This is a genomic window from Paenibacillus endophyticus (assembly GCF_014192395.1).
Lineage (GTDB): Bacteria > Bacillota > Bacilli > Paenibacillales > Paenibacillaceae > Pristimantibacillus > Pristimantibacillus endophyticus.
This window is the reverse complement of the sequence record NZ_JACHXW010000042.1, coordinates 1-1,585: the sequence shown is the minus strand read 5'-3', so window position 1 is coordinate 1,585 and position 1,585 is coordinate 1. Positions and strand designations below refer to the sequence as shown.

The 1,585-nt window shown below is 42.6% G+C and carries 1 protein-coding gene; it reads left to right on the top strand.

The features are described 5' to 3' along the window. Positions 1–246: 246 nt before the first annotated feature. The gene (locus tag FHS16_RS31425; protein WP_183571660.1) at positions 247–1,452 is read left to right on the top strand and encodes an IS110 family RNA-guided transposase; all 1,206 of its coding nucleotides are present in this window, start codon (positions 247–249) and stop codon (positions 1,450–1,452) included. The last annotated feature ends 133 nt before the right edge of the window (positions 1,453–1,585 follow it).

Sequence of the window (1,585 nt, the reverse complement as noted above, 5' to 3'; positions counted from 1 at the left end):
GTTCGTATTATGAGGTCACCAGATCTTTCTGGTAGACCTCATTTTTGTGTAGTCGTAAGATAGCGGTAGCCGGGGATAGAACGTACCTGCCCGTGGGAGCTAGATCCCGAGAGCTATACAGTTCATCCCCCCTACTTGTTAAACCATGATTAGGCTGGTTGGGACAATGATCCCGAATCACATGCGATAATGTGGACGACAAGAAGGTTAGGGGTTGCCGGCGAATATAATATCGGGAGTGGTGGAATGAACCCTGTCATTGGATTAGATGTATCTAAAGGAGAAAGTCATGCACAAGCTTTTTCAGATCGAGGAACGCCCTATGGAAAGACATTTCGATTTGAGCATAATCTTGAGGGATTAGCGTCCTTCCTCCGCTTTGCTCAAAACGTGGAGTCCTTTGCTGGGCAGCGTCCGGCCATTGTGTTAGAAGCAACAGGCCATTATCATAGTCCAGTTATTCAATTTCTAGATGAGCATCAATATCTGTATATCGTTATCAATCCGTTACTTTCACACCAAGCGAAAAAAATGAATTTACGTAAGGTGAAAACGGATGTTGCTGACGCATACCAGTTGGGTGAAATGTTCTACAAAGAAGAGCTAGAGCCTTACAAAAAACGGGGTCAGTATCTCATGAATCTTCGTTACCTGACACGGCAACATGAGTCACTAACTGAAATATATGTCCAGGTAAAGTTGCAGTTTCAAGCGGTACTGGATCAAGTCTTTCCAGAGTATCATGGCGTGTTTGGTGACCTTTATTCTAAGGTATCACTTCGTTTCCTTGCCCAGTATCCAACGTCTCAATCGGTGCTTGCGTTGTCCGAGGAAACCGTTACGGCGAACATAAAACGCCTTGTTGGACATGTTACCTCGAACCAGTGGTCGCTTGAACGGGCACAGAAACTAATGGCTGCTGCAGAGCGAAATCCCTTCAGAGAGACCGCTTTTCCGAGTCATTTAATCTCATTAGAGCTATTCATTCATTTACTTCTTCAGTACCAGGAGCATCTAACTAAATTGGATAAATCGATAGAAACTCTGGCTGAAGAATTAATGGAGTACGATTTAATCCAATCAATACCCGGCATTGGCACCAAAATTGCAGCAACAATTTTAGCTGAGGTCGGAGAAATTGATCGGTTCGATCACGCAAAGAAGCTGGTTGCGTTTGCCGGTATTGATCCAAGTGTCTTTTCTTCTGGCAAATTTACAGCAACCCGAAATAAAATCACCAAACGTGGTTCTAGAAGGCTTCGGACAGCTCTATATCAAGCTGTAAGGTGTGGACTGAAAGGCTCACGTAACAAGAGAATAAGAGCTTATTACGACAAAAAACGTGCAGAAGGCAAACTATTTAAAGTAGCCGTAATCGCTTGTGTAAATAGACTGATCCATTGGATATATGCAATTTTGACCAAAAAAGAACGTTTCCGCTTGACCGAATAAGAAACGTTTAGATATTGAGGAAAACCTTCCCAAATTCTATGGGGCGGTTATTTGTCATGCATTTTTACCAGTATAGCATCCTTCGTTTACTTCATTAATAATTAAATATTGACAGGCTATTAGCTGGTATAGC

What these genes read in the sequence shown, in the direction of transcription:
- FHS16_RS31425 (WP_183571660.1), top strand. Translation starts at nt 247, where the DNA reads ATGAACCCTGTCATTGGATTAGATGTATCTAAAGGAGAAAGTCATGCA.